This is a genomic window from Thermomonospora cellulosilytica, assembly GCF_014138835.1.
Lineage (GTDB): Bacteria > Actinomycetota > Actinomycetes > Streptosporangiales > Streptosporangiaceae > Thermomonospora > Thermomonospora amylolytica.
Genome location: NZ_JACJII010000001.1, coordinates 489,440 through 510,218, shown reverse-complemented (window position 1 = coordinate 510,218; position 20,779 = coordinate 489,440). Strand labels below are relative to the sequence as shown.

Below are 20,779 nucleotides of genomic sequence, written 5' to 3'. Positions count from 1 at the left end.
GTCTCGAGGCGCCGTGGTCGCCGTGGGGCGTCAGCGGCCGAGGGCGGCTTTGCGGCGGCGGTGGGCCTTCTGGCGGCAGGCCGGGCTGCAGTAGCGGGCGGGGCGGCCGGGGGAGCCGGTGGCGCGGCGCTGGCGTTCCATGGCCAGGCAGCCGGTCATGGCGGCGCGCACGTCGGCCAGATCGACGTCGGGGCGGACGGCGCCGACCACGTGTGCGTCACCGTTCTGGCGCCCGACCTGGAGTCCACGGCGGACCGGCTCGAAAAGCTCGCTCCCGCCCTGACCGCCCTCTGAGCAGGGAAAAGGAAAGACCGGGCGGAACGGGTCCGCCCGGCCTTCAGGTGGGACAGATCAGTTGAGGGGCGGGTAGGCGTTGCGCATCAGTTCCTGGAACTGGGCGGAGAACCAGTGGCCCGACAGCGGGGCGTCGGGGAGGGCGCCGGACATGTTGTTGCCGTTGCGGGCGTTGCCGGTGTACGTGGGGTCGCACATCCGGTCGAAGCCCTTGCCCTCGTCGTTCTGGATCTCCTTGCTGGCACCGTCGGACTCGCCGGGCGGCTTGATCCAGACGTAGGCGTCGATGCCGGGCTCGGGGGCGGCCTTGGGACGCTCACCGAGGCCCGCGCCGGCCTGGTTGCACCAGTTGCCCAGGTGGATGCGGCGGTCGATGCGCCCGCCGTTGACGTAGGCGTTCACGTCGGTCATCGGGCCGGGGCCGGTGGGCCGGTTGGGGCCGCCCCAGCCGTTGCGGGAGGTGTCGATGAGCATCCCGACGTTCCGGTCGAAGCCGGCCTGGACCGCGCGCTCCCGGAACGCCTGGGCGTAGGACAGCTCGTCGACGAAGCGGTTCCAGTCGACCCACTTGGACTGGCGGACCGAGGTGCCGTTCACCGTGTCGTTGATGGTGAAGTACGGCTCCTTGAGCGCCGAGTAGTTGGCGGTGTTGGTGATGAAGCCGTGCACCTTGGCGGGGGTGCTGCCGGAGGCGTTCGCCGCCTGGTAGATCAGGTCGACGGAGGGGCCGAAGTTGTCGTCCCAGCCGAGCCAGCCGTGGTGCCCGGCGTCGATGTAGTTGTAGACGTTCGGGATGGCGCCCAGCTTGTTGAGGGCGTAGCCGACGCCGTTGACGTAGCCGCCGTTGGCCTTCATCCGGTCGCACATCTCGGTGGCGGTGGGCCGGCCGCTGACGTTGGTGACCAGGTTGGGCAGCGAGTCGATCTCGATCACGGTGACGATCCGCAGGTTCGCGTACTTGGCGTCGTCCATGATCGCGGCGATCGGGTCGATGTACTCGGCCTTGTACCTGGGCAGGTCGTCGGGACCCAGCTCACCGTTGGAGGCCAGCGCGGAGCAGTCCCGGCCGGGCAGGTTGTAGATGACGATCTGGATCAGGTTCGCGCCCTGCTCCAGGGCCTCGTCGAGGTGGTCGCGCAGGCCCATGCCGCCGTTGACGCCCTCGATCGCCGCGATCCGGTCCAGCCACACGCCGGTGGGCTGGTTGGCGATCCGGCTGCCGCCGGGCTCGGCCGCGGCCTTGGCCGACCACTCGGGGTTCACGTACGGCTTGGCGCCGACGTACGGGTTGTCGAGCCGGTTGCCCGGGGAGGTGGGGTCGGGGGTGGGCGTGGTGGGGGTCGGGGTCGGCCCGCCGCCGTCGCCGTTGCAGGGCGTGCCGTTGAGCGTGAACGAGGTCGGGTCGGCGTTGGTGCCGCTGTAGCTGAACTGCGCGCCGACGTTGATGGTGGCCCCCGTGGCCAGGGAGCCGTTCCACGCCTCGTTCTGGACGGTGATCTGCTGTCCGGACTGGGACCAGCGGCCGTTCCACCCGGAGGCCAGGCGCTGGTTCCCGGAGTAGGAGTACCGCAACGTCCAGGAGCTCAGGGCGTCGCCGGTGTTGGTGATCGTGATGCTGGCCGTGAAGCCCGAGCCCCAGTCGTTCTTGGTGTAGGCGACCTTGCAGGACGCCGCGGCGCTGGCCTGCTGGGCGGCGGCGACCACGCCGCCCGCCAGCATCAGCGCGGCGGTCCCGGCGGCCAGGCCGCGCCGCGCCCGGGCGGACCGGGTGGGCGGGCCGGCCGGGGCCGGTGAACCTTGCGATCTCATGCGGGTTTGTCCTCCTCGACACTGCCGCGCCCCCTATGGGAGCGCTCCCATTGAGCGAAGCAGCCTGGCCGCGCGGTGTACAGAACGCTTTCAGCATCTTTCACGCGACGGCTCGGCAACCTTTCGCGCCGCCGTGACGACTAGGGGACAGGAGGTGCCGAGATCGCTTGACAGTGGGAGCAGCGTTCCGCGGCGCCCGATGCTCGCGTGCCCCGCCCGGCATCCATCCGGGTGGGGCGTGCAAAACGCGCCCGTCCGACCGGGAACCGGTCGGGCAATGGCGTTCGCCCGGGCGCGGGATCGGCATGCGAACAATGCCGTCGCGCGGTCCGCGAAACCTTTCGGGCGGCCATTGCCGAACGCCCGCCGGACGGTCGCGCGCAGCGGCCGGGATCGGAGTTCGCCATGATCAGAGCCATGAAGGCCAGGCCAGGGCAGCCGTGCCCACCGGCCGGTGCGACACGGCTCCGCACCGGGACGGTAAGCGGTGCGGGCCGTTCCGGCAACCCTTCTTTCACACCTTTCATGGCGCCCGGTGAGCCCCGGCCGGTTGTGCGGCGCCCCATTTTCCCTGGTCATAACCGGGGCCTTGGAACAACGATGTGTCCAGGCGATGACCCGGTGTTGACATCGGCGCCGCTTTTCCTTGACAGCCGCCGGAGCGGCGCACACTCTGGGAGCGCTCCCACAGAACCTTTTCCGGCGTGCCCGCCGGGGCGCCCGGGAAAGGTTCACCCTTCCCGCCCCGCCATCGCCCGGTCACCGCCCCGGCCGGGCAACCCCGAAGGGAGTGCAGGCGTGACCGTTCCCCAGTCGCCTGTCCGACCGTCGTGCACCCACCGGCCGACCGGTGACCGGCCGCCCACCCTGGCCCACGTGGCCGCCCTGGCCGGGGTCTCCCCGGCCACCGCCTCCCGCGTGCTCAGCGGCTCCGCCCACGTCAGCCCCGACGCCCGGATGCTGGTCGAGCAGGCCGTGGAACGGCTCGGCTACGTGCGCCGCCGCGCCGCGCCGCGGACCCTCGGCCCGGGCGGTTCCATCGCGGTGGTGCTCTGCGAGAACAGCTCGCGGGTGTTCGCCGACCCGTTCTTCGCCCGCCTGCTCGCCGGCGTCAAGCGCGAGCTGGAGGGCGGCCCCCAGCTCGTCGTGCTGATGGTCGGCCGCAACGAGGAGTGGCGCACCGCCGCCGAGTACCTGCGGGCGGGCAACACCGCCGGGGTGCTGCTCGTCGGCTCGCACCGCGACCACCCGCTGACCATGCTGAACGCCACCGTCCGGGTCCCGGTGGTGCTGACCGGCCGCCCGCTGGCCGACACCCGGCTGCCGTTCGTGGACGCCGACAACCGGGGCGGCGCGCGGGCCGCGGTCGAGCATCTGGTGACCACCGGACGCCGCGCCATCGGCACCATCGCCGGGCCGTCCGACATGGGGCCCGGGGTGGACCGGCTGGCCGGCTACCGGGCCGCCGCCCAGGACGCCGGGCTCAACGTCAGCGGCCTGATCGGGCGCGGCGACTTCACCCAGATGTCCGGCGAGCACGCCATGAACCGGCTGCTGGAACGCCGGCCCGACCTGGACGCGGTGGTGGCCGCCTCCGACCTGATGGCGATCGGCGCGATGCGCGCGCTGCGCCGGGCCGGGCGGCGGATCCCCGACGACGTGGCCGTGGTCGGGTTCGACGACCTGCCGATCGCCCGGCGGGTCCGGCCGCGGCTGACCACCGTCCGGCAGCCGGTGGAGGACCTCGGTGCCCGCGCCGTGCGCGAGTTGCTCGGCCTCGTCGGCGGGCGCAGCGCCCCCGAACGGGGCGTGGTGCTCAAGACCAAGCTGATCGTCCGCGACTCCGCCTGACGCCCCGCGACTCCGGCCGCCGGTGCCCGACGCGTCGGCGGCCGGTTCACCCCTGTCCCCAGTCCGCCAGGAGGAGCGGCGATGAGAAAACGGTTCCGATGGCGAGCGCTCACCGCGATGGGCGCCGCGCTGATGTTGTGCGGCACGCTGATGACGGCCGGCTCCGGCCGTGCCGAGGCGGCCGTGTCCTGCAAGGTCGTCTACGGCAAGAACGACTGGGGCTCGGGGTTCACCACGAACATCGAGATCACCAACACCGGTGACGCGGTCAACGGCTGGACGCTGAAGTACTCCTACTCGGGCAACCAGCGGCTGGTCTCCGGCTGGAACGGCCGCTGGTCCCAGTCCGGACAGGAGATCACCGTCCAGAACGAGGCGTGGAACGGCTCCCTGGCGTCCGGTGCGCGCATCAACGTGGGAGCGCAGTTCACCTACAGCGGCACCAACGCCGACCCGGCGTCGTTCACGCTGAACGGGGTCCGCTGCAACGAGACCGCCGGCCCGCCGACCGTCGCGCTGACCAGCCCGGCGGCGGGGGCGACGTTCTCGCTCGGCGGCACCGTTCCGCTGGCGGCCGACGCCAGGGCCGCCGACGGGGCCACGATCAGCAAGGTCGAGTTCTTCAACCAGGACGGCGAGCTGGGCGAGGACGCCACCGCCCCGTACACGCTGAACTGGCAGCCCCGGACGGCCGGCAACCACTCGGTCTACGCGCGGGCGACCGACAGCAACGGCTCGACCGCCGAGTCCACGCCGGTCGGGATCACGGTGGTGCAGCAGGCGAGCGTCGTCGCCAGTCCCGGCACCCTCACCGTGGCCCAGGGCGACACGGTGACGTACGGCGTCCGGCTGTCGGAGCAGCCCAGCGGGAACGTCGTCGTCCGCACCGCGCGCACGTCCGGCAACAGCGGGCTGTCGGTGACCGGCGGGGAGTCGCTGACGTTCACGCCGCAGAACTGGTCCACCGCCCAGCAGGTCGAGATCACCGCCGCCGCGACGGGGACGGGCGAGGCCACGTTCACCTCCTCCGCGACCGGCTTCGCGTCGGCCGAGGTGAAGGTCACGCAGGTCGATGCGACCACCGGCACCTACGTGGAGCGGTTCCTCGACCAGTACAACAAGATCAAGGACCCGGCCAACGGCTACTTCAGCCCCGAGGGCATCCCGTACCACTCGGTGGAGACCTTCATGGTGGAGGCCCCCGACCACGGGCACGAGACCACCTCCGAGGCCTACAGCTACCTGATCTGGCTGGAGGCCATGTACGGGAAGGTCACCCAGAACTGGGGGCCGTTCAACGCCTCGTGGGCGCTCATGGAGAAGTACATGATCCCCACCCGCGAGGATCAGCCGACGAACTCCTACTACCAGCCGAACTCGCCGGCCACCTACGCGCCCGAGCACCCCGAGCCGGACGACTACCCGTCGCAGATCGACCCCAGCGTGCCCACGGGGGACGACCCCATCGCGGGTGAGCTGAAGTCCGCGTACGGGACCGACGACATCTACGGGATGCACTGGCTGCAGGACGTGGACAACGTCTACGGCTACGGCAACACCCCCGGCGGCGGGTGTGAGGAGGGTCCCGACGCCGAGGGCCCCTCGTACATCAACACCTACCAGCGGGGACCGCAGGAGTCGGTGTTCGAGACGATCCCGCAGCCCACGTGCGACCGGTTCGCGTACGGAGGACCGAACGGGTACCTGGACCTGTTCATCAAGGACTCCAGCTACGCGCGGCAGTGGAAGTTCACCAACGCCCCCGACGCCGACGCCCGTGCGATCCAGGCCGCCTACTGGGCCGACGTGTGGGCCAAGGAGCAGGGCAAGGGCGGTGAGGTCGCCGCCACGGTCGCCAAGGCCGGCAAGCTCGGCGACTACCTGAGGTACGCGTTCTTCGACAAGTACTTCAAGCGGATCGGCGACTGCTACCCGGCCTCCTCGTGCCCCGGGGCGAGCGGCAAGGCCAGCGCGCACTACCTACTGTCGTGGTACTACGCCTGGGGCGGGTCGCTGGACGGCAGCGGCGGCTGGGCCTGGCGCATCGGCGACGGCGCCTCCCACTTCGGCTACCAGAACCCGATGGCGGCCTACGCCCTGGTGAACAACCCCGCCATGGCGCCCAAGGGGGCCACGGCCAAGGCCGACTGGCAGGCCAGCCTCACCCGGCAGCTGCAGCTCTACAAGTGGCTGCAGTCCGCCGAGGGGGCCATCGCCGGCGGCGTGACCAACTCCTGGGGCGGCAGCTACAGCACCCCGCCCGCCGGTCTGCCGAAGTTCTTCGGGATGGCCTACGACTGGCAGCCGGTGTACCACGACCCGCCGAGCAACAACTGGTTCGGCTTCCAGGTCTGGTCCCTGCAGCGGGTGGCGGAGCTGTACAACGCCACCGGGAACGCCGACGCCAAGACCATCCTCGACAAGTGGGTCTCGTGGGTGCTGCCGCACATCAGCGCCGACCCGGCCACCGGGGAGTACCGGATCCCGTCCACGCTGCGGTGGAGCGGCCAGCCCGACGCCAACTGGTCCAGCAGCACCGGGATGCCCCCGGCCAACACCGGCCTGCACGTGAGCGTGGTCGACTACACCCAGGACGTCGGGACCACCGCCGCCCTGGCCCGGACCCTCACCGCCTACGCGGCCAGGTCCGGGAACGCGCAGGCCAGGACCGCGGCCAAGAACCTGCTCGACGCCATGTGGAAGCACCAGGACACCCAGGGCGTCTCGGTTCCGGAGCCCAAGTCGGACTACCAGCGGGTCAACGACCCGGTGTACGTGCCGCCGGGCTGGAGCGGGCGGATGCCCAACGGCGACCCGATCAACTCCAGCTCCACGTTCATGTCCATCCGTTCCTTCTACGAGGACGACCCGGACTATGAGCGGGTGTGGGCGTACGCGACCGGAGCCAGCTCCACGGTGCCGGTGTTCCGGTACCACCGGTTCTGGGCGCAGGCCGACATAGCGATGGCGATGGCCGACTACGGCCGGCTGTTCGAGGAGTGACAGAACGCGCGGTGGGACGCGGGCGACCGCGTCCCACCGCGCCCATCTGCTGGGAGGCGACCGGTGGGGTCACCCACGGACGAGATCGCGCGGGCGGAGTTCCGCAGGTTCTTCGAACGGCATCACGGCGAGCTGGCCAGGCTCGCGGCGATGCTGCTGGGCGACTCCGACGCCGCCGACGACCTGGCGGCCGACGCGCTGGCGGCCGCCTGGCACCGCTGGGACCGGGTCCGCCGCGCCGACCAGCCGCTGGCCTACGTACGCCGGATCGTCGTCAACATGTGCAACAGCCGGATCCGGTCACTGGTGCGCGAACGCTCCCGCCTCACCGCTCTGGGCGCCGCCGAGCAGGAGCAGCGGGACGACCCCGACGTGCCGGCGATCGTGGACGTACGGGCCGCGCTGCAGCGGCTGCCGCACCGAAAACGGGCGTGCGTCGTGCTGCGGCTGGCGTTCGACCTGTCCGAACAGGAGACCGCCCGGGTGCTGGGCGTGTCCGTCGGCACGGTCAAGAGCCAGACCTCCCGCGGCGTGACCGAGCTGCTGCGCATGCTGCGGGAGGTTCCGCAGCCGACGGAGGAGGCCCTGAGCGGGGCGGCGCGGCCGGTGATCCGGCCGGGAAGGGGGCGACGTGCACGAGCCTGACCAGGACCGGACCACCGCACTGCTGAGCCGGTGGCTGCACGAGGAGGCGACCCGCCACCAGCCCGACCGCGACCGCATCTGGTCCCGCGTCGAGACCGCCATGCGCCCGCCGGAGCCCCGCCCCGCCCGCCGCCACCGGCGGGCCTGGAGCGTCACCGCCACGGCGACCGCCACGGCCGCCATCGCGGCCGTCACCTCCCTGACCGTCGCCGACCGCGCCGACGTCCTCCCGTCCCTCCCGCTGGCGGGCCAGGGCACCACCGGCGCCTCCGCGCCCCCGAGCCGGGCCGCCGCTCCCGGCCGGCAGCAGACCCGCGAGCCCACCACCGCCCCCACCAGACCCACCCCGGGCCCCAAGGTCACCGTCCGGGCGTCCCTGTCCCCCAACAACTCCCGGTACTGGGCGGAGAACCGCCTGACCCTGCACGTCCACCGCCCCCTGAAGTCCCTCCAGGTGACGATCCAGGTGGCCCGCACCGGAACCCTCGCCCCGGCCGGCGCCTGGTCCTCCCTCCCCGCCTCCGACCACCGCCCCCAGACCCGAACGACCCGGACGGCCGTCATCTACCACTGGACCCTGCACGCGGGCCGCACCCTCCGCCCCGGCACCTACACCTTCGCCGCCCAGTACACCCCGGGCCCCGGCCACCGCCCCGCCGCCGACACCTACACCGTGACCACCCCCACCCCGATCACCGGCCACTTCTGACCGGAGGGCCCGTCACGGGACGCCTCAGCGTCCGCTCAGAGTGGTACAATATCTGGTACCAGATTGGGTGGAGGCCCCAGATGTCCATCACCGCGAGCGAAGCGCGACGCAGGTTGTTCCCCCTCATCGACGAGGTCAACGAGGACGGGGCACCCGTTGAGATCGTCGCCAAGAACAACCGGGCCTACCTCGTGCCCGCCGCCGAGTACGAGGCGCTGGAGGAGACCGCGCACCTGCTGCGCTCTCCGGCCAACATGCGCCGGCTCATCGCGGCCTACCAGCATGCTCTGGAGGGCCGTCATGAGATCCGTGAGCTGATCGACCCCGACGAGCAGCAGTGAAGCTCTCCTTCACCCCCGAGGGGTGGGAGGACTACACCTCCTGGCTCTCGACCGACCGGCAGGTGCTGAAACGGATCAACCGTCTCATCGACGACGCCCTGCGCGACCCGTACGGAGGCATCGGAAAACCCGAACCGCTCAAGCACGCCCTCCAGGGCGCCTGGTCCCGGCGGATCACGGAAGAGCACCGCCTCGTCTACCTTCCCCGCGATGACGAGCTCATCATCCTTCAGGCCCGTTACCACTACTGACGAGTGAGGACCCTCGCCCGCCGGATGCGATGGGCCGAGTTTTCGCGCCCCACCGACGAAAAGGCCCGCCTCCTGCGGAGAGGACGCAGGAGGCGGGCGGATTCACGGGGCGGTCAGGGGGACATGCAGTGGGGTTCGGTGGTGGGCGGGGTGCCGTTGGCGACGAAGCCGAACGTGGTGGAGGCGCCGGGGGCCAGGGAGCCGTTCCAGGCGGCGTTCTTGACGGTGAGGTCGGTGCCGGTCTGGGTGTGGGCGCCGCTCCACAGGCTGTTGACGGTGGTGCCGCCCGGCAGGCTCATGTGGACGGTCCAGCCGCTGGTGGAGTTGGTGCCGCTGTTCTTGACGGTGACCTCGCCCTGGAAGCCGCCGGACCAGGTGCTCGTCGGGCGGAACGTGGCCGTGCAGACCGTGCCCGGCTGCTGGGTCGGCGGCGGGTCGGTCGGGGTGGGGCCGGGCGGCGGGGTGCCGCCGTTGCGGATGCCGGTGACCTCGCCGTTGCCGCCGTCGAAGACCACGTCGGAGCAGTTGTAGAAGGTCTCGTTGCTGTCGGAGCGCTGCCAGACCGAGTAGATGATGTGGCGGCCGGTCTTGCCGGCCGGGAGGCGGGCGTTCCAGTAGTAGTACGAGCCCTCGCTGCCCGGGCCGCCCACGCTCGGCGGGTCGGTGACCTGGTCGAACGGGACCGGCTCCAGGTCGGCCCAGGTCAGCGGGCGGGTCGGGCTCCAGGAGTCCTTGGTGATGTAGGAGCGGAACGTGCCGGGGTGCGCGGCCCACTTGTTGTAGCGCATCTGGATGGTCGCGCCGGCGGTCAGGTGGGTGACGGGCCAGTCGTTGCGGGGCAGGTCGAAGCCGCTGAAGTCGTAGACCCTGGCGTCGGCGCTGCACAGCTTCCCGTCGGGGATGAAGCCCTCCATGCGGCCCGCGCCGTCCGAGCGCAGCACCGCGAACCAGTTGTAGAAGGCGTTCGTGCCGCCCTGCGCCAGGGCGGCGGCGCACGCGGGGTTGGTGGGCTGGATGTTGCCCTGCGGGGTCAGGCCGTCCTTCCAGCACAGGTAGGTGCGGCTGCCGGGGACCATCATCGCGCCGTGCGCCGACGCCGACTCGGTGAGGACGAACACCGAGGTCGCGGTGAGCGCGGTGGCGGCGGCTCCGATCAGCGCCGCCGCGCGGCGTTTGCGCATGCTCTCCTCCTTGGGGATGGTGAGGGAACGATCACTTGCAGGTGGTGCCGTTGAGGGCGAAGCTCGTGGGGGCGGGGTTGGAGCCGCCGACCGTGGCCTGGAAGCCGAACTCGGTGGAGCCGCCGGCGGGGATGGTCCCGTTGTGGCCGGCGTTCCGGACGGTGACGGCCTGGCCGCTCTGGGAGACGACGCCGTTCCACAGGTTGCGGATCTGCTGGTCGCCGCCGTACGTCCAGGTCAGCGCCCAGCCGTTGACCGGGGCGGAGCCGGTGTTGGCGACCTTCACCCGGGCCTGGAACCAGCCCGGCCACGAGCCGGTGACCTCGTAGTCCACGTCGCAGGCGCCCGTGCCCGGGTCGGGATCCGGATCGGGATTGCCGCCGACCGGGATCAGGTAGGGGCTCAGGTAGGACTGCTTGGTCTGGTTGACCGTGGTCCAGTCGTTGTTGAGGATGCCGCCGGTGTCCCCGGAATTGGGGTTCCAGCTCCAGAACGTGAAGTTGATCCCGCCGGTGCCCTTGCCGAGGTATTCCGTCAGCATCCGCAGCCAGGTGCGGTCCTTCTCGGCGGTCAGCGTGGTGCCGAACTCGCCGAGCAGCACGGGAGCGATGTTCTGCTTGTGCAGGTAGCCCCAGTTCTTGTCCCAGTGCGGAACGAGCGTGTTGGGGAAATCGGGGCTGGTGAACCAATCCTGGTCCGGGTACACCGAGGTGGCGTAGTCGTGCGGCGAGTACACCAGCTTGGCGGGGTCGGAAAGCCGCACCGGATGGTCCTTGGCCCCCTGCAGGTTGCCGCCCCACCAGTTGCAGTCGCCGTTGTGGCAGTCGACGCCCTCGACCACGATCAGCCAGTCGGGATTGACCTCCAGGATCGCGTTCCCGGCCCGTTCGGCGGCCAGCCGCCAGTCGCGGGTGGTGTCGCCGCAGCCCCAGCAGGCCGCGCCGTGCGGCTCGTTGTGCAGGTCGGCGCCGATGACCGCGCGGTTGCCGCGGTAGCGCTGGGCGAGCATCCGCCAGTCGGAGATCCACCGGCTCTCCGGGTACGCGGAGGTGTACCACAGCTCCGACTGGCCGGCGGCGTCCGGGCGGTGCCGGTCCAGCAGCACCTTCAGCCCGATCGACCCGGCGTAGCCGATGACCTTGTCCATGATCTGCAGGCCGGACAGCCCCGCCAGGTCGGGGTTCTTGGTGAAGTCGATGCCGTTCGGGGTCGCGCCGGCGTCGAAGAGCTGGTTGGAGTACGGCAGCCGCAGGGTGTTGTAGCCCAGCGACTTGATCTGGTCGAGCATGTCCTTGTAGCCGCGCGCCCACAGCCCGTGCGGCGCGAACGTGTCGGTCTCCATGCCGAACCAGTTGATGCCGGTGATCCGCACCGGATCACCGGCGGCGTCGACGAGCTGCGCGCCCCGCGCCCGCCACGGCCCGTCGCCGGGCGCCGCCTGCGCGGGAACGATCCCGAACAACAGTGACGCCAGCAGCGACAGCACCGCCGCCGAAACTACGGCGCACATCCGCCGTGAACGATTTCGCATTGTCCAGGTCCCGTTCTCGGAAACGTCGGAGCGCTCCCAAAGTCGGCGCGGCCCACAAACCTGTCAAACCGCCGCCGGCGGGACCTGGACTTTTGCGTGGAAGAACGTGAAAGCCGGCGCGCTCAGGCGGAATCGCGGACGATCAGCTCGGTCGGCAGGATGACCGGCTCGGGCCGCTGTCCCGGCTCCAGCGACAGCAGCATCCGCACGATCGCCTGGGCGACCTCCGCGATCGGATGGCGGACGGTCGTCAGCGGCGGATCGGTGTACCGGGCGGCCTCGATGTCGTCGAACCCGACCACCGCCACGTCGTCCGGCACCCGCCGCCCCGCCTTGCGCAGCGTGTGCATCGCCCCGATCGCCATCAGGTCCGAGGCCGCGAACACCGCGTCCAGGTCGGGGTCGTCCTCCAGGAGCTGCCGCATCGCCGCCGCCCCCGACTCGCGGGTGAAGTCGCCCATGGCCACCAGCGAGCGCCGGTCGGATCCCGACACCACCTCGCGGTAACCGGCCAGCCGGTCCAGCCCGGCCGTCATGTCCGGCGGCCCCGCGATCGTCGCGATGCGCCGCCGTCCCTTCCCGACCAGGTGCTCCACGGCCGCGCGGGCACCGCCCACGTTGTCGCAGTCGCAGTACGGCGGCCGGACCGTGGAGACCGGCCGCCCGTGCGAGACCACCGGCACCCCGGTACGGAGCAGGGCGGCGGGCAGCGGGTCGGAACCGTGCAGCGACAGCAGGATGACCCCGTCGACGTGCCCGCCGGCGACGTACCGTTCCACCCGGGCGTGCCCGGCCGCCGACGACGCCAGCATCAGCACGACCTGCTTGTCGGCGTTCTCCAGTTCCTGGCTGACCGCCCGCACCACGATGGAGAAGAACGGGTCGTCGGAGAACACCCGGGACGGGGGCTCGGACACCACCAGCCCGATGGAGTCGGTGCGCTGGGTGACCAGGCTGCGGGCCGCCGAGTTGGGCACGTACCCCAGTTCCTCGACCGCCCGCAGCACGGCGGCGCGGATCTCCGGCCTGACCGTGTCGGAGCCGTTCACCACCCGCGACACCGTGGCCCGGGAGACCCCCGCCCGGGCCGCGACCGCCTCCAGAGTCGGCCTCCTCAAGGAGCCTCCAGTCCGTTGCGCGCGATGACCCCGGCGTACCATCGTGCGCTGTCCTTGGGCAGGCGGCGCTGGTCGGCGTAGTCGACGTACACGATGCCGAACCGCTTGCCGTAGCCCTCGGCCCACTCGAAGTTGTCCAGCAGCGACCACACCAGATAGCCGCGCAGGTCCACGCCCGCCGCCAGCGCCGCGTGCGCCGCCCGCAGATGCCCCTCCAGGTAGCCGATCCGCGCCGGGTCCGCGACCCGGCCGTCCGGTCCGGGGACGTCGTCGAACGCCGCCCCGTTCTCGGTGACGACCAGCGGCACCCCCGGGTGGTCGCGGTGCAGCCGCAGCAGCAGCTCGGTCAGCCCGTCGGGGGCGATCGGCCAGCCCATCGCGGTCGTCGGCAGGTCCACCGAGGGGAACGCCACGCCCGCCGAGCCGGGGAACGCCGGGTTCTCCGGGGCGCCGGGAGCGGCCCGCACGTAGGTCGGGTTGTAGTAGTTGATGCCCAGCGAGTCGATCGGCTGCGCGATGACCGCCAGGTCGCCGTCCCGGACGTGCCCGAGCCGCCGCGCCCGTTCCAGCACCGCGTCGGGGTAGGACCCGCGCAGGGCGGCGTCGAGGAACTGCCGGTTGAGCAGCGAGTCCACCAGCTCGACCGCCGCCAGGTCCGCCTCGCCCGGGGCGTCCGCGGGGCAGAGCACGGGGGCGAGGTTGAGGGTCAGCGAGATCCGTTCCGCCCCCGCCTCGCGCAGCCGCCGCGCCGCCAGCCCGTGCGCCAGCATCAGGTGGTGCGCCGCCCGGAACGCGTCGTCCGCGCTGGTCCGCCCCGGCGCGTGCACACCGGCCCCGTAGCCGAGGAACGACGCCACCCAGGGTTCGTTGATCGTCGTCCAGGTGTCGGCCCGGTCGGCCAGGCGGTCGTGCACCACGCCAGCGTATTCCGCGAACCGGTACGCCGTGTCGCGCACGGTCCAGCCCCCCGCGTCCTCCAGCGCCTGCGGCAGGTCCCAGTGGTACAGCGTGACGTACGGGGTGATCCCCGCCTCCAGCAGCCCGTCCACCAGCCGGTCGTAGAAGTCCAGCCCGCGCGGGTTGACCGGCCCCGACCCGTCCGGCTGCACCCGCGGCCAGGACACCGAGAACCGGTAGGCCCCCAGCCCCAGCGAGGCCATCAGCGCGATGTCCTCCCGCCAGCGGTGGTAGTGGTCGCAGGCCACGTCCCCGGTGTCCCCGCCGGCGACCGCGCCCGGCCGCCGGGCGAAGGTGTCCCAGATCGACGGTCCCCGGCCGTCCTCGTGCGCCGCGCCCTCGATCTGGTACGCCGCCGTCGCCGCCCCCCACACGAAGCCGGCCGGGAAGGCCTGGGAGGCGGTCCGGGCGGTGGTCGTCGAGCCGACCGTCGTCATGCGTACGAGTCCCTCCGATGCGGCGTGCCGTGTCCCGGCCGCCGGAATGTGGTCGTTGTCGGTGAGCGGGCCGGTCACGCCTTGAGGGCGCCGTCCATGATGCCGCCGATGAGCTGGCGGCCGCAGAGCAGGAAGATCACCAGCAGCGGGAGCGTGGAGACCGCCGTGCCGGTGAACATCAGCGAGTAGTCGGTGTAGTAGGACCCGTTCAGCAGGTTCAGCGAGTACTGCACGGTCGGGTTGTCGGGGTCGAGCACCGCCAGCGGCCAGATGAACTCGTTCCACGTCTGCATGAACGTGAACAGCCCGAGCACCGCCATCGCCGGCCGCAGCACCGGCAGCACCACGCTCCAGTAGATCCGCCAGGTGGAGCAGCCGTCGATCCGCGCCGCCTCGATCAGCTCGTCCGGCAGCGCCTGCATCGTGTACTGCCGCATCATGAACACGCCGAACCCGGTGACCAGGAACGGCACGATGACGGCCTGCAGCTTCCCGGTCCAGCCGATCTCGGCCATCAGCATGTAGAGGGGGATGATCCCCATCTGCACCGGGACCATCATCGTCGCCAGCATCACCAGCAGCAGCCCGTTGCGGCCGCGGAAGCGCAGCTTGGCGAACGCGAACCCGGCCAGCGAGGCGAACAGCAGCGTCGAGACGGTCACGGCGGAGGCCGCGACGGCCGAGTTGACCAGCCCGAGCCCGAACCGGGCCTGCTCGTCGCCGAACAGCCGGGCCAGGTTGCGGCCCAGTTCCCCGCCGGGGACGACCGGCGGCGGCACCGAGCCCACCACGTCGTTGGTGCGGGTGGCCACCACCAGCATCCAGTACAGCGGGAACACCGACAGCACGATGGTGGCGGCCAGCGTGATCCGGGTGAGCGGGCCCGCGCCCCACAGGGTCGCCAGGGTGCCCCCGCGCCGCCGCCGGGGACGCCGGGAATTGATGACGATCATGCTTTGCCTCCGCCGACCCGGCGCAGCCACAGGAAGTTGAGCAGGGAACCGAGCAGGATGATCACGAAGAGCATCCAGGAGACCGCCGAGGCGTAGCCGTAGTCGAAGCGGCCGAAGGCGTTCTCGAACATGTACATGGTCACCGTCTGGAACTGGCGCAGCGAGCCGCCCGCCATGTCCCCGTTGCCGAACAGCAGCGGCTCGGTGAACAGCTGGAAGCCGCCGATGGTGGAGATGATCGCGGTGAAGATGATGGTCGGCCGCAGCATCGGCAGCGTGATCGTCCAGAACTGCCGGCGCCGGGACGCCCCGTCGATCGCCGCCGCCTCGTACAGGTCCCTGGGGATGGACTGCATCGCCGCCAGGTAGATCAGGGCGTTGTAGCCGGTCCACCGCCAGTCGACCATCACGCTGATCGCCAGCCACGACGACCAGCGCTCGGCCGCCCAGTCGATGCGCTCCACCCCGAACCAGCCGAGCACGTAGTTGACCAGCCCGAAGTCCCGGCTGAACAGCTGGCTGAACACGATCGCCACCGCGGCCACCGAGGTCACCATCGGGGCGAGCACGCCCATCCGCAGCAGCGTCTGCCCCCGCATCCGCCGGTTCAGCGCGTTCGCCAGCAGCAGCGCCAGCAGCAGCTGCGGAACGGTGGCGACCACGAACATCCCGGCGGTGTTCCACACCGAGTTCCAGAACTGCGGGTCGGTCAGCACCATCCGGAAGTTGGCCAGACCCACGAAGTCCCGCGAGCCCACCAGCTCCCAGTCGTGCAGCGCCACCCACAGCGTGTAGAGCATCGGGAACGCCCCGAACGCCGCGAACAGCAGGAAGTACGGGGACACGAACAGGTACGGGGAGAACTTCACGTCCCAGCGGGCCAGCCGCCCGGCCGACCGCCGCCGCGCGGGACGGTCGGCCGGGGCGGGGAGATCCGCCTTGGCGCGCCGGACGCGGGCCGGAGCGGTCATCGGGCCTCGCGCTCCGCGTCGGCGAGGGCCTTGGTCCAGGCGGCGTCCGGGGTGAGCTTGTCCTGTTCGACCGCCAGCAGCGCGTCCTCGAACCGCTGGTTGACCGGGTTGGTGTCCTCGCCCAGGTACAGCGGCTTGAGGGCCTTGGCGCCACCGGCGTAGATCTCGCCGACCGGCGCGTTGTTGAAGTACTCGTTGCGGAACGACTTCACCGCCGGGTCGTCGAGGGCCTGCGGCGAGGACGGCAGGTTGTTGCGGGCCTTGAACGCCGCGATCTGGCTCTGCGGGCTGGTCAGGAACTTCGCCAGCTCGGCGGCCTCCCTGGGGTGCTCGCTGCCCCTGGGCACCGCCAGGAACGAGCCGCCCCGGCTGCCCGAGCCGCCCGGGATGGCCGCCACGTCCCACTTGCCGGCCGCCGCGGCGCCCGCGTTTTCCTTGATCACGCCGAGCATCCACGACGGGCAGGCGATGGTGGCGAACCTGGCCTCCTTCAGCCCGGTGCCCCAGCTCGGCTCGAACGACTTGAGCCCGGCCGACAGCCCGGACCGCTGGATCTTGAGGGTGGTGTCCCAGGCCGTCTTCACCGCCGGGTTGCCGGCGGCGACGAGCTTGCCGGAGGGGTCGAAGTAGGTGTGGCCGACGGTCTGGCTGGCCTGCTGGGCGAGCATCGAGTTGTAGAGGTTGACCGCGCCGTCGACGAACTTGGCGTCCTTGACCTTGGCCGCGAACCTCTGGCCGGTGGCGATGTAGGCGTCCCAGGTGGGCCACAGCTCGCCGACCTTCTCCCGGTCGGTGGGCAGCCCCGCCTTGGCGAACAGGTCGGTGCGATAGCACATGGCCAGGCCGCCGACGTCGGTGCCGAGCCCGACCAGGTACCTGCCGTCCGGGGTGAGGGCCTGCCTCCACTTCCAGTCCAGGAAGTTGCCCTGCAGCGATCCGGCCCCGTGGTCCAGCAGGTTCACGAACCGGTCGGGCTGGGCCATGAACTTGGTGAGGATGCCCTCCTCGATGGCCACCACGTCGCCGGCCCCGCGGCCGGCGGCGATCCACTTCTCCAGCCGGGGCAGGTAGTCGTCGAGCTGCACCACGTTGCGGTGCTTGATCCGGATGTTCGGGTGCTGCGCCTCGTACTGCTTGAACAGTTCCTCGTACCCGAACGTACTGAAGGTGTCGACGGTCAGCGTGATCTTCCCGTCGTCGGCGCCCCCGCCGCCGCATCCGGCGGCGAGCACGAGCGCGGCGGCGGCGAGCCCGGCGCCGAGCCGGCCGCGCCGCCGGGCGCGACCGGCCGGCCTCGGGTGCGCGCCGGAGGTCTTCGGGGGCTCGCCGTGGGGTGCGCCGGAGCGCCGGAAGTGGGGTGCGGGCATGGTCCGTCCTCGGGGGGGGTGGCGTGCTGGGACTGCTTGAGAGAGCGCTCTCACGAGAGAGTGGAGCCTGGCCGGGTGAGCTGTCAATCCCCGCTTTGGAATGGGATGTTGTGGGCCGCCAACTTAAAAGAGCGCTCTCACGAATTGCGCCGGAGGGGTTGACAGCGGGCCCGGGCGCGGGGACATTGACCGGCACGCGGACGTTCGCAAGGTCCCCCGCCCCTGCGAGTGGAAGGCTCAGCCATGCCCGACACAGCACGACCTTTGGCGCCCGTGCCGGTGCCTTCGGGCGCGTCCCCGTTCCGCGCCCGGATCCGCCGCTGGCGCAGGGCCGCGTTCGCGGCCGTCGCCGCACTGGCGATCCCCGCCGCCGCGCTCGTGGCGGCGCCCGCGCCCGCCGGCGCGTCGATCCCCCCGCCGCCCTCCGGATGGAGCCTGGTGTGGGGCGACGACTTCAACGGCTCCGCCGGATCGCTCCCGTCCTCCGACAACTGGATCATCGACATCGGCCACAGCTACCCGGGCGGCCCCGCCAACTGGGGCACCGGGGAGATCCAGCGGTACACCGCCGATCCGGCCAACGTGAGCCACGACGGCCAGGGCAACCTGCGGATCACGCCGCGCAGGTCGGCCTCCGGCGAGTGGACGTCGGCGCGGATCGAGACCCGGCGCGCCGACTTCAAGCCCGCCGACGGCCGCATCCTGCGGATCGAGGGCCGGATCCAGATGCCGAACGTCACCGGCGACGCGGCGCTCGGCTACTGGCCGGCGTTCTGGGCGCTGGGGTCCCCGTACCGGGGCAACTACCAGAACTGGCCCGCCATCGGCGAGTTCGACATCATGGAGAACGTCAACGGGATCAACTCGGTGTGGGGCGTGCTGCACTGCGGGGTCAACCCGGGCGGTCCCTGCAACGAGTCCAGCGGGATCGGCGCCAGCCGGGCCTGCCCCGGGGCCTCGTGCCAGTCGGCGATGCACACCTACCGGTTCGAGTGGGACCGCAGCGTCACCCCCAACCAGCTCCGCTGGTACGTCGACGGCCAGCTCTACCACACCGTCAGCCAGAGCCGGTTCGACGCCACCACCTGGAACAACATGACCGGCCACGGCGGCTACTTCCTGCTGCTGAACGTGGCGATGGGCGGGGCGTTCCCCAACGGGGTCGCCGGGTTCGGCACCCCGACCGCCGCCACCGTCCCCGGGCATCCGATGATCGTGGACTACGTGGCGGTCTGGCAGAGCGGCGGCGGCACCACGCCGACCGACCCGCCTCCGGGCGGCTTCGACGCCCGCTCCACCATCCAGGCGGAGAGCTACTCGGCCCAGAACGGGGTGCAGGTGGAGACCACCACCGACACCGGCGGCGGGCAGAACGTGTCCCATGTCGCGAACGGCGACTGGATCCGCTTCGACAACGTCGACTTCGGGTCCGAGCCCGCACGGCAGTTCAAGGCCCGGGTCGCCTCCGGCGCCCCGGCCGGGGTCAGCGGCCTGGTGCGGGTCCGGCTCGGCAGTCCCACCGGGACGGTGCTCGGTGACTTCGCGATCTCCAACACCGGGGGCTGGCAGAGCTGGCGGACCGTGCCGGCCAACATCACCCCGACGACCGGCAGGCACACCGTCTACCTGACGTTCGAGAGCGGCCAGCCCGCCGACTTCGTGAACGTCAACTGGTTCACCTTCTCGACGAGCTGACCGAAACGACGCGCGGGCGGCGCCCCTTCCGGGTCGCCGCCCGCGGCGTTCGCGGATCGTCAGCCCTGCTGCTGCGGGGCGGTCCGGCTGGGCTTGCCGGGCGCCCGGCCGGACGGCTGCAGCTTGGGCAGCAGCCCCCGCATCGCCTCCTCGGCCTCCCGGCACGCCTGCATGCAGATGCGGCAGTGCTCGTGCGCGTCGGCGTGCTCGGCGCAGGAGTCGCCGCACGTCCTGGTCGCCTGGATGGCGGCCTGGACCTGCGCGTGGGTGAGCGAGGCGTCGTAACCGGTGTGCCGCGACAGCACCGCCGCGGTGGTGTGGCAGATGTCGGCGCAGTCCATGTTGTCGCGGATGCACCGGGCCAGCCGCGGCAGCTCCTCGGCCGGTTCGGACAGGCAGGCGTCCGCACAGGCCGAACACGCCTGGGCGCACGTGGTCAGGCAGTCGATCACGGACGCCAGCTGCTGATGGTCCAGGTGAACGTCGGCCGGATAGGTCTCCAGCATCTGGGCCGTGTACGTCATGTCGGGACTCCTTCCCGAACGGATTGCTCGGTCCCTACCGCCGTACCCGGCCCTCACCGGCTATGCATGGTCCGTGCCGCCCCGAGGGGAAAAGGGGCGGAGCGGGCGGCACGCCGCGAATGTGCAGACCCGCTCCGCGGGGAGACACTGTACTCTCCCGTCACGGAAGGCTCACCCCGGGTGCCGGGGCCGCTACCCGGCCAGTTCCTCGGCCAGTTCGGGGCCGGTGGACGGCGCCGTCACGGTCAGCGGGCGGACGACCGCCGCCAGGTGCACCGCGTCGGTGAGGTCGGCGACCGGCTGGCCGTCGCGGACGATGACATAGGTGCCCGCCGACGGGCGGACCACGATCTGCTCGGCGTCGGCGGAGTCCTCGCCGGCCACCGTGCAGCGCAGCCGGCCGGTGCCCGCCTCCAGCGACACCACCACGGTGGCCCCGGCCGCGGGCTCGACGGCGCGGCCGTCCACCCGCAGCGCCAGCCGGGCGTCGTCGCCGAGCGGGCGCAGCGCCACGGTGGTCAGCGCGGCGTCGACCAGCTCCTCGCCCTCGGTCATCCCGATCACGGCGCGGACCGGCTCGGGCCCCTCCTCCCGGTCGGTCAGCAGCGGGCAGCCGAGCAGCGCCGCCAGCCGGTGGCCGTCGCCGTCGCGGCGGGTGACGTCGATGAGCAGCTCCACGTCCCCGGCGAACCGGCGCAGGTCGGCCAGGGCGTTGCGGCGGCGCAGCACCGGCGGGATGTCCACGGTGGACAGCCCGCGGGCCGCCAGCATCCGGCGGAGTTGGTCGCCGCGGGTGCGGCCGGCGCGCCCGTAACCGCGGACGATGCCGACCTTGCCGGCGGGCGACAGCAGGGCGGCGGCCCGGTCGCCGAGGCGTACGAGCGTGGTGGCCGGCAGCGTGCCGAGGGTCATGGGACCTCCTGAGGGTTCGGTGGTCTGCGTGACGGGGGCCGAGACTTGGGGGTGGCGCTCAGAGCGGCCCGGCCGACAGGCGCCCGGTCACACGGTCGGGTTCGGGCGGGCGGCCGTGCCCGGACGTGATCCGGTGCGATCGGTTCGGCACGCCGTTGCTCCTGTCGGGAACGCCCTGACAAGCTGGGAGGAGGGCATTCTACCGTCACGTTAGGTTAGGGTCGCGGGCG

General features: G+C 71.6%; 18 protein-coding genes. 7 read left to right on the top strand and 11 right to left on the bottom strand.

Annotated features, from left to right (window positions below; genetic code table 11):
- Positions 1 to 30 precede the first annotated feature (30 nt).
- On the bottom strand, positions 31 to 210 hold the full coding sequence (locus tag HNR21_RS02455; RefSeq protein ID WP_182708996.1) for a hypothetical protein: 180 nt from the start codon (positions 208 to 210) through the stop codon (positions 31 to 33).
- Between the two features lie 141 nt (positions 211 to 351).
- Entirely contained in the window at positions 352 to 2,103 is a 1,752-nt protein-coding gene (locus tag HNR21_RS02450) for a glycoside hydrolase family 6 protein (protein ID WP_281402018.1), read from the bottom strand.
- A 798-nt stretch (positions 2,104 to 2,901) separates the two neighbouring features.
- On the opposite strand from HNR21_RS02450, the gene HNR21_RS02445 reads away from it, so the two are divergent.
- From HNR21_RS02445 to HNR21_RS02420, 6 genes are all read left to right on the top strand, one after another.
- Positions 2,902 to 3,954, top strand: coding sequence for a LacI family DNA-binding transcriptional regulator (locus HNR21_RS02445; protein WP_312880791.1), 1,053 nt, complete (start codon positions 2,902 to 2,904; stop codon positions 3,952 to 3,954).
- Between the two features lie 81 nt (positions 3,955 to 4,035).
- Positions 4,036 to 6,957 (top strand): glycoside hydrolase family 48 protein, encoded by a 2,922-nt coding sequence (locus tag HNR21_RS02440; protein ID WP_182703854.1) that lies wholly within the window; start codon positions 4,036 to 4,038, stop codon positions 6,955 to 6,957.
- Between the two features lie 63 nt (positions 6,958 to 7,020).
- A complete protein-coding gene (locus HNR21_RS02435) occupies positions 7,021 to 7,602 on the top strand; it encodes a SigE family RNA polymerase sigma factor (RefSeq protein WP_119728124.1) in 582 nt (193 codons plus the stop codon).
- The gene (locus tag HNR21_RS35820; protein WP_182703853.1) at positions 7,589 to 8,311 is read left to right on the top strand and encodes a hypothetical protein; all 723 of its coding nucleotides are present in this window, start codon (positions 7,589 to 7,591) and stop codon (positions 8,309 to 8,311) included. Before HNR21_RS02435 ends, HNR21_RS35820 begins: the two co-directional genes overlap by 14 nt.
- Before the next feature lie 80 nt (positions 8,312 to 8,391).
- Positions 8,392 to 8,652: a type II toxin-antitoxin system Phd/YefM family antitoxin gene (locus HNR21_RS02425; RefSeq protein WP_182703852.1), complete on the top strand. Its 261-nt coding sequence runs from the start codon at positions 8,392 to 8,394 to the stop codon at positions 8,650 to 8,652.
- Positions 8,649 to 8,903 carry a Txe/YoeB family addiction module toxin gene (locus tag HNR21_RS02420; RefSeq protein ID WP_182703851.1) on the top strand — a complete coding sequence of 85 codons (255 nt, stop codon included), beginning with the start codon at positions 8,649 to 8,651 and terminating at the stop codon, positions 8,901 to 8,903. Before HNR21_RS02425 ends, HNR21_RS02420 begins: the two co-directional genes overlap by 4 nt.
- A gap of 113 nt (positions 8,904 to 9,016) precedes the next feature.
- On the opposite strand, the gene HNR21_RS02415 is transcribed toward HNR21_RS02420, so the two are convergent.
- The 7 genes from HNR21_RS02415 to HNR21_RS02385 form a co-directional block, all read right to left on the bottom strand.
- A complete protein-coding gene (locus tag HNR21_RS02415; protein ID WP_182703850.1) occupies positions 9,017 to 10,084 on the bottom strand; it encodes a lytic polysaccharide monooxygenase auxiliary activity family 9 protein in 1,068 nt (355 codons plus the stop codon).
- A gap of 31 nt (positions 10,085 to 10,115) precedes the next feature.
- On the bottom strand, positions 10,116 to 11,594 hold the full coding sequence (locus HNR21_RS02410) for a cellulase family glycosylhydrolase (protein ID WP_182703849.1): 1,479 nt from the start codon (positions 11,592 to 11,594) through the stop codon (positions 10,116 to 10,118).
- A 143-nt stretch (positions 11,595 to 11,737) separates the two neighbouring features.
- Positions 11,738 to 12,733 carry a LacI family DNA-binding transcriptional regulator gene (locus HNR21_RS02405; protein WP_220500013.1) on the bottom strand — a complete coding sequence of 332 codons (996 nt, stop codon included), beginning with the start codon at positions 12,731 to 12,733 and terminating at the stop codon, positions 11,738 to 11,740.
- Positions 12,730 to 14,127, bottom strand: a complete 1,398-nt coding sequence (locus tag HNR21_RS02400) for a GH1 family beta-glucosidase (RefSeq protein ID WP_182703847.1) — start codon at positions 14,125 to 14,127, stop codon at positions 12,730 to 12,732. Before HNR21_RS02400 ends, HNR21_RS02405 begins: the two co-directional genes overlap by 4 nt.
- A 74-nt stretch (positions 14,128 to 14,201) precedes the next feature.
- Positions 14,202 to 15,080, bottom strand: coding sequence for a carbohydrate ABC transporter permease (locus HNR21_RS02395; RefSeq protein ID WP_182703846.1), 879 nt, complete (start codon positions 15,078 to 15,080; stop codon positions 14,202 to 14,204).
- Positions 15,077 to 16,051, bottom strand: a complete 975-nt coding sequence (locus HNR21_RS02390; protein ID WP_182703845.1) for a carbohydrate ABC transporter permease — start codon at positions 16,049 to 16,051, stop codon at positions 15,077 to 15,079. Before HNR21_RS02390 ends, HNR21_RS02395 begins: the two co-directional genes overlap by 4 nt.
- The gene (locus tag HNR21_RS02385; protein ID WP_119728132.1) at positions 16,048 to 17,418 is read right to left on the bottom strand and encodes an ABC transporter substrate-binding protein; all 1,371 of its coding nucleotides are present in this window, start codon (positions 17,416 to 17,418) and stop codon (positions 16,048 to 16,050) included. The genes HNR21_RS02390 and HNR21_RS02385 overlap by 4 nt, the downstream gene beginning before the upstream one ends.
- 273 nt (positions 17,419 to 17,691) lie before the next feature.
- Here HNR21_RS02385 and HNR21_RS35815 point away from each other — a divergent pair, with 273 nt between their 5' ends.
- The gene (locus HNR21_RS35815; RefSeq protein WP_312880790.1) at positions 17,692 to 19,113 is read left to right on the top strand and encodes a carbohydrate-binding protein; all 1,422 of its coding nucleotides are present in this window, start codon (positions 17,692 to 17,694) and stop codon (positions 19,111 to 19,113) included.
- Positions 19,114 to 19,172: 59 nt separating this feature from the next.
- On the opposite strand, the gene HNR21_RS02375 is transcribed toward HNR21_RS35815, so the two are convergent.
- Positions 19,173 to 19,637, bottom strand: coding sequence for a four-helix bundle copper-binding protein (locus HNR21_RS02375; RefSeq protein ID WP_198679463.1), 465 nt, complete (start codon positions 19,635 to 19,637; stop codon positions 19,173 to 19,175).
- A 192-nt stretch (positions 19,638 to 19,829) separates the two neighbouring features.
- On the bottom strand, positions 19,830 to 20,549 hold the full coding sequence (locus HNR21_RS02370; RefSeq protein ID WP_182703844.1) for a hypothetical protein: 720 nt from the start codon (positions 20,547 to 20,549) through the stop codon (positions 19,830 to 19,832).
- Positions 20,550 to 20,779: the final 230 nt, after the last annotated feature.

What these genes read in the sequence shown, in the direction of transcription:
- HNR21_RS02450 (WP_281402018.1), bottom strand. Translation starts at nt 2,103, where the DNA reads ATGAGATCGCAAGGTTCACCGGCCCCGGCCGGCCCGCCCACCCGGTCC.
- HNR21_RS02440 (WP_182703854.1), top strand. Translation starts at nt 4,036, where the DNA reads ATGAGAAAACGGTTCCGATGGCGAGCGCTCACCGCGATGGGCGCCGCG.
- HNR21_RS02425 (WP_182703852.1), top strand. Translation starts at nt 8,392, where the DNA reads ATGTCCATCACCGCGAGCGAAGCGCGACGCAGGTTGTTCCCCCTCATC.
- HNR21_RS02415 (WP_182703850.1), bottom strand. Translation starts at nt 10,084, where the DNA reads ATGCGCAAACGCCGCGCGGCGGCGCTGATCGGAGCCGCCGCCACCGCG.
- HNR21_RS02410 (WP_182703849.1), bottom strand. Translation starts at nt 11,594, where the DNA reads ATGTGCGCCGTAGTTTCGGCGGCGGTGCTGTCGCTGCTGGCGTCACTG.
- HNR21_RS02400 (WP_182703847.1), bottom strand. Translation starts at nt 14,127, where the DNA reads ATGACGACGGTCGGCTCGACGACCACCGCCCGGACCGCCTCCCAGGCC.
- HNR21_RS02395 (WP_182703846.1), bottom strand. Translation starts at nt 15,080, where the DNA reads ATGATCGTCATCAATTCCCGGCGTCCCCGGCGGCGGCGCGGGGGCACC.
- HNR21_RS02390 (WP_182703845.1), bottom strand. Translation starts at nt 16,051, where the DNA reads ATGACCGCTCCGGCCCGCGTCCGGCGCGCCAAGGCGGATCTCCCCGCC.
- HNR21_RS02385 (WP_119728132.1), bottom strand. Translation starts at nt 17,418, where the DNA reads ATGCCCGCACCCCACTTCCGGCGCTCCGGCGCACCCCACGGCGAGCCC.
- HNR21_RS02375 (WP_198679463.1), bottom strand. Translation starts at nt 19,637, where the DNA reads ATGACGTACACGGCCCAGATGCTGGAGACCTATCCGGCCGACGTTCAC.
- HNR21_RS02370 (WP_182703844.1), bottom strand. Translation starts at nt 20,549, where the DNA reads ATGACCCTCGGCACGCTGCCGGCCACCACGCTCGTACGCCTCGGCGAC.